Genomic DNA, 6,821 nt, shown 5'->3' on the forward strand with positions numbered 1-6,821 from the left:
GGGATGCCGATGGAAAGCCGCGCCGATGCTGGTGCCCCCGCCATCAGGAGGGAACTGCCGTCCGGGCGCCTGATGTTCGAACAGGTGGCGATGGCCCTGCTCGCGGATGGCATGGTCGATCCCGCCGATGCCGAGCGCCTGCGCTTCTCGGCCGAGACGATGCGCCACGACGGCAACATCCATCCGCTGGTGCTGCTGGCCAACCTCAAGCTGAAGGCGGGCATTGCGCCGCTGGGCGAGCTGGGCCTCGAGCGGCTGACCGAGTGGCTCGCCGCGCGCATCGGCATGCGCTACCTGCATGTGGATCCCACCCGCGTCGACGTGTCCTCGGTGGCCAGCCTGGTCACCCATGCGTATGCGCGTCGCCACCGCATCCTGCCGCTGGCGGTCGAGCCGCAGCGCCTGCTGGTGGCGACCAGCGAGCCGCTGGCGCTGGAATGGGTCGGCGACGTCCGCCACATGGCGCGCCGCGAGATCGAGGTCGCGCTGGTCAATCCGCTCGACCTGCACCGCTACACGATGCAGTTCTTCGGGGTGATCCAGTCGGTGCAGGGCGCACGCAAGGATGCCCGCAACGTGCGCGTCGGCAGCAGCCTGCCCAGCTTCGAGCAACTGGTGGAGCTGGGCCGCACCGGCGACGTGAACGCCGACGACCAGCACATCGTCCACATCGTCGACTGGCTGCTGCAGTACGCGAACGAACAACGCGCCAGCGATATCCACCTGGAGCCGCGCCGCGATGTCGGGCGGGTGCGTTTCCGCATCGACGGCATGCTGCACAAGGTGTTCGAGATGCCGCCGCCGGTGATGACCGCGGCGACCAGCCGGATCAAGGTGCTCTCGCGCATGGACCTGGGCGAACGCCGGCGCCCGCAGGACGGGCGCATCAAGACGCGCTCGCCGGGCGGGCGCGAGGTCGAGATGCGCGTGTCCACCATGCCGACCGCGTTCGGCGAGAAGTGCGTGATGCGCCTCTTCGATCCCGACGTGGCCTTCCGCAGCATCGAGCAGTTGGGCTTCAGCCACGAGGAGGCGGCCGGCTGGAAGGAACTGGTTGAGCGCCCGCACGGGATCGTGCTGGTGACCGGTCCCACCGGCTCCGGCAAGACCACCACCCTGTATTCCACGCTGAAACGGCTGGCGACCAGCGACGTGAACGTCTGCACGATCGAGGATCCGATCGAGATGATCTCGACGGAGTTCAACCAGATGCAGGTGCAGCACAACATCGACCTGGATTTCGCCACCGGCGTGCGCACCCTGCTGCGCCAGGATCCCGACATCATCATGATCGGCGAGATCCGCGACCTGGCCACCGCGCAGATGGCGGTGCAGGCCTCGCTCACCGGCCACCTGGTGCTGTCCACCCTGCATACCAACGACGCGCCCTCGGCGGTCACCCGCCTGCTGGACCTCGGGGTGCCGCACTACCTGCTGGCCTCGACCCTCAACGGCGTGCTGGCGCAGCGCCTGGTGCGCACCCTGTGCCCGCACTGCAAGCGCCCCGCGCCGCCGCTCGATGACGCGGACTGGGCGGTGTTGCGCGAGCCCGGCGAGACCCTGCCGGCGCTGGTGCAGCCGCACGAACCGGTGGGTTGCCTGGAGTGCCGGCGCACCGGCTACCTGGGCCGGGTCGGCCTGTACGAACTGCTGCCGATGACGGCATCGTTGCGTCGCCTGTTCCATGCCGACATGGACCTGGCCAGCTTCAGCGCCGGTGCGCGCGCCGACGGCATGCGCACGCTGCGCCGGGCCGCGCTGGAAAAAGTCGCCGAAGGCCTCACCACGATCGAGGAAGTGCGCGCCGTGTTGCCGCCGCGCCAATGACCGACGGCCTGTTGAAGCTCGCAGGGAGCGGCGCTCTAATCGCGGCAACCCATCCCGCCGGCTGCCGATGACCGCCACGCCCTTCCTCATCATCGAAACCGGCCAGCCCGTCGCCTCGATGCGCCGGCACGGCAGCTTCGCCCACTGGATCCGCGTGGCCGCCGGGCTGGATCGCGACGCCACCGTGGTGGTCGACGTCGCCGGCGCTGATGGGAGCGGCGGGGACGATTTGCCTTTGCGCGAGGGTTTCGCCGGCGTCATCGTCACCGGCTCGGCGGCGATGGTCCCCGACCGCCATCCGTGGAGCGAACGCAGCGCCGCGTGGTTGCGCGATGCCGCGCACGCCGGCCTGCCGCTGTTCGGCATCTGCTACGGCCACCAGCTGATCGCGCATGCGCTGGGCGGCGAGGTTGGTCCGAACGAGGTCGGGCGCGAGATGGGCACGGTGCGCATCCACCTGCATCCGCAAGCGCAGCAGGATCCGTTGTTCGCGCGATTGCCGGCCTCATTCGCGGCGCAGGCCACCCACCTGCAGAGCGTGCTGCGACCGCCGGAAGGTGCCACCGTGCTGGCCCACAACGACCACGACGCTTGCCACGCCTTCCGCTGGGGCGACGCGGCCTGGGGCGTGCAGTTCCATCCCGAGTTCAGCGCCGCCCACATGCGTGGCTACATCCGCGCCCGCCATGACGCGCTGGCGCGTGAAAATCGCTGCGGCAAGCGCCTGGCCGGCGAGGTCCATGCCGCACCGCATGCACGCAGGATCCTGCGTCGTTTCGTCGCGCATGCGCGGCGAGTAGGCCACGCTCCGGTATCCTGAGCGCCTCTCCCCCGAGCATCCCCATGGACATTCGCGCGTTGCCGGTCGCCCAGGGCCTTGCCTGGTTCAAGCAGGCCATCGATCTGGGCAGCAGGAACCCGCGCGCGGTGTTCGGAGCCGCGATGCTGATGATCCTGGCGCTGTACACGGCGGCGATGCTGATGGCGCTGGTGCTGGCGGCGCTGGTCGGCGCGGGCAGCGCAACCGCAGGCCAGGCACCGGATCTGCGTCTGGTGATGGCGGTGGCGATTCCGCTCACCCTGCTGGTGATGTTCCTGGTGCCGATCCTGCTGGGCGGCCTGATGCATGTGGTCCGCGAGGCCGAAGCCGGTCGCCCGGTGCGCGCTCGCGACGTGTTCGCGCCGCTGCGCAGCGCCCAGGGCCGCAGCCTGGCCCTGCTCGGGTTGGTGCAGATCGCGATGACCGTGGTCGGCGGCGTGCTGATGGTCGGCATCGCCGGCAGCGATTACTGGCGCGATTACCTGCAGGCGATGCAGCAGGCGATGAGCGGCAGCCAGCCGACCATGCCGCAACCGGCCAACGGCGGCCTGCTGTTCCTGGTGCAGCTGGTCTTCAACTATTTCAGCTATGCGCTGATGCTGTTCTCGATTCCGCTGATGCTGTTCTCCGGCAACAGGCTCGGCGAGGCGCTGGGCAACAGCCTGCGCGCGGCGGTGCGCAACGTGGGCGCCAACCTGCTGGCCGGCGTGCTGTTCGTCGGCGCGTTGGTGGTCGCGGCGGTCGTGGTCGCCCTGGTGGCCGCGCTGGTGGCGATGCTGGGCGGGGCGATCCACCCTGCCGTCGGCACCGCGCTGAGCATGCTGGTCATGTTCGGGTTCGCCGCGCTGGTGCTGGTGCTGGTGGTGGGCGCGGCCTACCTGGCCTGGCGCGACACCTTCGGCGATGCGTCGTCGCTGCCGCCGGCACCGCCGGTGGTGCACGGCTTCGAGGCCTGAGGCCTCAGGACCCCAGCGCCTGCTGCATGGCCGCCTGCATCGCGGCCTGCAGCGCCAGGAATCCCCACGCCAGCACGGCCACGAAGGCCAGGCCCAGCAGCGCCAACCAGGCCCGGCCCCAGGCCGGCATGGCCGGCCGGTCGCGCGCGGCGAGCACGCGTGTGCCGCTGGCATGGTCGTGCAGGGCCAGGTGCGGTTTGAACGCGACCAGCGCATGGCCGATGTTGAGGGTCAGCCACGACAGCCCGGCGGCAAGGAAACGCAGTAGCGCGCCGCCGCTGCGCAGGCGGCGGCCATCGCGGTCGACCACGGTCAGGCCCAGCGCGCGCTTGCCTGGCGTGGCCTGCCAGGCCGAGGCCTCGAAGCCGACCGTCCACACGCAGGCCAGCAGCACGTACAGCAGCAACGGCGTCAGCAGCAGGCTCCACACGGCCGCGTGCAATGCCGCGCTGGCCGCGGCCAGGGCGGGATCGGCCAGCCACAGCCGCGCCAGCGTCATCGGATCGGCCGTGCCGGCGATCGCCTGTTCCAGCAGCCGCGGCAAGGCTGCCGCCAGCGCATCCATCGCCGTGCGGGCCTGGTCCAGCGCAGTGCCCATCCGCGCGCTGCCCAGCAAGGCGACCAGGGGCAGCAGGCAGGCGGCATCCAGCGTCCATGCCACGGTGCGCGGCATCAGGCCCGCCAGCGGGTGCTCAGTCGGTGCGTGCGCCATCGGTATTCGCACGTGGCACCACCATCGAGGCCGCCAGGATCCCGGCCTCGTACAGCAGGCACATCGGGATCGCCAGCATCAGCTGGGAAATCACGTCGGGCGGGGTGACGATCGCCGCGATCACGAAGATCCCGACCACCGCGTAGCCGCGGCCCTCGCGCAGTTGCGCGGGCGTGACCCAGCCCAGCAACACCAGGATCACCAGCGCCACCGGCAGTTCGAAGGCCAGCCCGAAAGCGAGGAACAACACCAGCACGAAGTCGAGGTAACTGCTGATGTCGGTCATCATCGCCACCCCGTCCGGGGTGACCCGGGCGAGGAAGCCGAACACCATCGGCAGCACCAGGAAATAGGCGAACGCACAGCCGGCGTAGAACAGCAGCAACGCGGAACTCAGCAGCGGCAGGGCCAGGCGCTTCTCGCGGCGGTACAGGCCGGGTGCGACGAAGGCCCAGGCCTGGTACAGCAGCCACGGCATCGCGACGACCAGCGCAACGAAGAACGCCAGCTTCATCGGCGCGAAGAACGGGCTGGCGACCTGGGTGGCGATCAGCTGGCCGCCCTTGGGCAGCTTGTCGAGCAGCGGTTGCGCGAGCAGCGCGTACAGCTTGTTGGCGAACGGCAACAGGCAGAGCAGCACCACGACCAGGCCCGCCACGCCGCGCAGCAGGCGCGAGCGCAGTTCGAGCAGATGCGCGATCAGCGGGCGTTCGCTGTCGTCGCCGGCGTCAGTCATCGCGGCGTGGTTCCGTGGGGACGGTCGGCTGGCCTGCGTCGGCGGCTTCAGCTGAAGGCTCCGATGTGGGCGAGGTGACCGCGGGGCGTTCGATCTCGCCGGCGAAGTCGCGCAGGTGGCTTTCGGTCTCGCGCATCGCCTCGCGGCCGGCGTGCAGGCTGCGCTTGAGTTCGTCGCTGGCGAGTTCCTGTTCGAGTTCCGACTTCACCGAGTACCACTGCGCGCGCGCGCGTCGCACCCACAGGCCGGTGAAGCGCGCGGCCTTGGGCAGGCGCTCGGGGCCGAGCACGACCAGCGCCACCAGGGCGACGACCATCAGCTCGCCGAAGGAGAAATCGAACATCGGATGCCGCGTCGCGGCTTAACGGGCGACGTCGTCGCGGTCGCGTTGCTCGCTGTCGGACGACGCCTTGTCGCCACCGAGGCGCGCGGCGGGCTTGTCGTCATCGCCGCGCATGCCTTTCTTGAACTCGTCCACCGCCTTGCCGACGTCGCGCGCGCCCGAGGTCAGGCGCTTGGTGCCGAACACCAGCAGCACGATCACCAACACGATCAGCCAGTGCCAGATGCTGAAGCTGCCCATGGTGCGCCTTTGCGGAGGGAGGGGACTGCGATTCTAACGCCGATCGCCTCAGGGCTTGACCGGCTGCACCGGCGCGGCATCCAGCGGCGTGGTGGTGGCGGGGTTGTCGCTGTACAGGGGTTGCACGCTGGCCGCGCCCGGATCCGCCGCTGGGACCACCGGTGCCGGCGTACCGCCACGCGCCTGGCGGGCCGAGGCGGTGGCCTCCTCCAGCGCATCGCGGAAGGCCACGATCGCCGCGGAGGGCGCCTGCGGCGCGCGGCCCTCGAACACTGCGCGCGGGGTGACGGCGTTGCCGTAGGTGCTGCTGTTGGCGCCGTTGTCGATCGACAGCACCGCGCCGTCCAGGGCGATGCCGGCGAACAGGCCGCGCGCGCGCGACCACGACCAGATCTCCGCCTTCAGCTGGCCGTCGGTGGCGGCGGCGGCATTGCGGCCCACCGGTCCTGCAGCCACGCCGGCGTCGGCGCCGAGTGTGACCTTGCCGTTGACGATCGAGTCCAGCCCGCGCTCGCTGCGGAACACCAGGATCACGTCGGCCGACTGCACGCCGGCCTGCAGGCCGAAGCTGGCGCCGGCCAGTTTCACGAACACCGGGTTCGACCACGTACCGTCGGCGGTCTTCACCGACATCAGGCCCAGGCCGCGGCGGCCGCCGAACACGAAGCCGGCCTTGATGGTGTCCGGAACCACCACGATCGCCTTGGCCTCGTCGAGCAGGCGGTCGGGGATGGCGGATTCCGGGATCGACTGGATCTGCTCGACCACGCGCACCGCTTCGCCGGCGCGGACATCCTCGCGATCGCCGGCGAACGCGCCACTGGTGGCGACCATCAGGGCAAGGGCGAGGGCAAGGCGGCGTGGCGCGTGGGGCATGGACGTGGCTTCCGGTGGCGGGGCGTTCAGGCTAGGCGCGCCGCGATGAACCGACAAGGAACCGCGCCGGGGAAGGTCGGGCTCAGCCGGCCAGTTCGAGCCGGCGTTCGATGCGGTCCACCCGGTTCGACAGGCGATCGATGCGCACCGATTGCTCTGCAACATTGGTGTAGAGATGGGCAATGGGGGCTGTCTGAATTTTTGTGTGTGAGGCGGTTTTTGGACCTGTCTCTCAGCGCGGCGCGAGGGTGAAGCGGTCGCCGTACAGTATCGCGAACTGGTTCATGGCTGATTTCCACGTCGGGCTGGCA

Annotated in this window: 7 protein-coding genes and 1 pseudogene; 3 read left to right on the forward strand and 5 right to left on the reverse strand. The window is 70.1% G+C overall.

The window, feature by feature from the left end:
- The first annotated feature begins 9 nt into the window (after positions 1–9).
- From ACE3T8_RS10235 to ACE3T8_RS10245, 3 genes are all read left to right on the forward strand, one after another.
- Complete coding sequence (locus ACE3T8_RS10235) at positions 10–1,827, forward strand: GspE/PulE family protein (RefSeq protein ID WP_374609085.1); 1,818 nt, start codon at positions 10–12, stop codon at positions 1,825–1,827.
- A 67-nt stretch (positions 1,828–1,894) separates the two neighbouring features.
- Complete coding sequence (locus ACE3T8_RS10240; RefSeq protein WP_374609087.1) at positions 1,895–2,647, forward strand: glutamine amidotransferase; 753 nt, start codon at positions 1,895–1,897, stop codon at positions 2,645–2,647.
- Positions 2,648–2,670: 23 nt separating this feature from the next.
- Entirely contained in the window at positions 2,671–3,603 is a 933-nt protein-coding gene (locus ACE3T8_RS10245) for a BPSS1780 family membrane protein (protein ID WP_374609089.1), read from the forward strand.
- A gap of 4 nt (positions 3,604–3,607) precedes the next feature.
- Here the strand turns inward: ACE3T8_RS10245 and ACE3T8_RS10250 are convergent, their stop codons facing one another.
- The 5 genes and pseudogenes from ACE3T8_RS10250 to ACE3T8_RS10270 all read right to left on the reverse strand — a co-directional run bounded on the left by ACE3T8_RS10250 (position 3,608) and on the right by ACE3T8_RS10270 (position 6,510).
- The gene (locus ACE3T8_RS10250) at positions 3,608–4,315 is read right to left on the reverse strand and encodes an RDD family protein (protein WP_374609090.1); all 708 of its coding nucleotides are present in this window, start codon (positions 4,313–4,315) and stop codon (positions 3,608–3,610) included.
- Positions 4,296–5,051 carry a twin-arginine translocase subunit TatC gene (gene tatC, locus ACE3T8_RS10255; RefSeq protein ID WP_374609091.1) on the reverse strand — a complete coding sequence of 252 codons (756 nt, stop codon included), beginning with the start codon at positions 5,049–5,051 and terminating at the stop codon, positions 4,296–4,298. Before tatC ends, ACE3T8_RS10250 begins: the two co-directional genes overlap by 20 nt.
- Positions 5,052–5,124: 73 nt before the next feature.
- A pseudogene (gene tatB, locus ACE3T8_RS10260) lies at positions 5,125–5,394 on the reverse strand (Sec-independent protein translocase protein TatB); the annotation flags it as partial.
- A gap of 18 nt (positions 5,395–5,412) precedes the next feature.
- The gene (tatA, locus tag ACE3T8_RS10265) at positions 5,413–5,634 is read right to left on the reverse strand and encodes a Sec-independent protein translocase subunit TatA (RefSeq protein WP_374609092.1); all 222 of its coding nucleotides are present in this window, start codon (positions 5,632–5,634) and stop codon (positions 5,413–5,415) included.
- Positions 5,635–5,682: 48 nt separating this feature from the next.
- Positions 5,683–6,510: a lipid-binding SYLF domain-containing protein gene (locus ACE3T8_RS10270; protein WP_374609093.1), complete on the reverse strand. Its 828-nt coding sequence runs from the start codon at positions 6,508–6,510 to the stop codon at positions 5,683–5,685.
- Positions 6,511–6,821: the final 311 nt, after the last annotated feature.

Origin of the sequence: Thermomonas sp. (genome assembly GCF_041919455.1) — a bacterium.
Taxonomy (GTDB): domain Bacteria; phylum Pseudomonadota; class Gammaproteobacteria; order Xanthomonadales; family Xanthomonadaceae; genus Thermomonas.

Coding starts and splice junctions, on each gene's coding strand:
- ACE3T8_RS10235 (WP_374609085.1), top strand. CDS start 10: ATGGAAAGCCGCGCCGATGCTGGTGCCCCCGCCATCAGGAGGGAACTG.
- ACE3T8_RS10240 (WP_374609087.1), top strand. CDS start 1,895: ATGACCGCCACGCCCTTCCTCATCATCGAAACCGGCCAGCCCGTCGCC.
- ACE3T8_RS10245 (WP_374609089.1), top strand. CDS start 2,671: ATGGACATTCGCGCGTTGCCGGTCGCCCAGGGCCTTGCCTGGTTCAAG.
- ACE3T8_RS10250 (WP_374609090.1), bottom strand. CDS start 4,315: ATGGCGCACGCACCGACTGAGCACCCGCTGGCGGGCCTGATGCCGCGC.
- tatC (WP_374609091.1), bottom strand. CDS start 5,051: ATGACTGACGCCGGCGACGACAGCGAACGCCCGCTGATCGCGCATCTG.
- tatA (WP_374609092.1), bottom strand. CDS start 5,634: ATGGGCAGCTTCAGCATCTGGCACTGGCTGATCGTGTTGGTGATCGTG.
- ACE3T8_RS10270 (WP_374609093.1), bottom strand. CDS start 6,510: ATGCCCCACGCGCCACGCCGCCTTGCCCTCGCCCTTGCCCTGATGGTC.